This window comes from Fischerella muscicola PCC 7414 (assembly GCF_000317205.1).
Taxonomy (GTDB): Bacteria; Cyanobacteriota; Cyanobacteriia; order Cyanobacteriales; family Nostocaceae; genus Fischerella; species Fischerella muscicola.
The window spans coordinates 1-1,058 of record NZ_AJLK01000224.1; the positions used below are offsets into that span (position 1 = coordinate 1).

1 protein-coding gene is annotated in these 1,058 nt (G+C 46.3%); it reads right to left on the bottom strand.

All coding sequences use genetic code 11. The features are described 5' to 3' along the window. The coding region (locus UYI_RS33915) for an acyltransferase domain-containing protein (RefSeq protein ID WP_035139139.1) at positions 1-1,058 on the bottom strand (1,058 nt) is incomplete at both ends.

A 1,058-nucleotide genomic window follows, 5' to 3' on the forward strand; every position in this document is an offset into this window, starting at 1 on the left:
TCAATCCAGTATCTTTGGCGTTCAAAGGGGTAGGTGGGTAAAGGCAAACGCTGACGTTGCTGATGGTGTGAAAATTCTGACCAATCGATATCGACTCCAAACAGCCACAACCGACCTAATGTCTGTAACAACCAAGCAACATCTGATTGTTGCTGCTGGGGATGGCGTAGGGAAGTTAAGACCAACTGTTTTTGTTTTGGATTGCCGTTAAGATGTTGGGTTGTGAGTGTGCTTAATGTTCGCCCTGGTCCGATCTCCAGGAAAATGCCTTGATGTTGCTGTAATAGGTGAGAGATGCCCGCAGAAAATCTCACTGTTTGCCGCAGATGCTGACCCCAATACTCAGGATTTGTGGCTTCCTCAGGATTGATCCAAGTGCCTGTGAGGTTGGAAATCAAAGGAATCTGGGGAGGGTTTAGCTGAACGTTTCTCAGCAACTGCACAAACTCCCCTAACATTGGTTGCATCAAATGAGAATGAAATGCATGAGATGTATGCAAAACCCGAGATTCGATGTTTTGGGAGGCTAATTTCTTTTGTAGTTGGCTGATGGCATCCGTTGTTCCTGAAACTACGCAAGAGGATGGACTGTTGATTGCTGCTAAAGATAGGTTGTTGTCTAACAAAGGCTGCACTTGTTGTTCCCCAAGCCCAATCGCTAGCATACTGCCAGTAGGCAGTTGCTGCATGAGTTTACCCCTTGCTGCGACTATTGCTAAGGCATCTTCTGTTGAGAACACCCCAGCAATTGTTGCTGCTACATACTCCCCGATGCTGTGACCAATCATTGCTACTGGACGCACACCCCAAGACATCCACAACTGGGCGAGGGCGTATTCTATGACAAATAATGCTGACTGCGTGATTGCTGTTTGTTGTAGTTGCCTAGTCGCTTGTTCGCTTTGTTGTGGAGTTGGATAAACTATATTGCGGATATCTACTCCCAGGTGGGGTTTAAGTATCTGACTGCAATGATCTACATGCTGGCGAAATGTTGGTTCTATTTCGTAAAGTTGGCGCCCCATATTTACATACTGGCTTCCTTGACCTGAGAACAT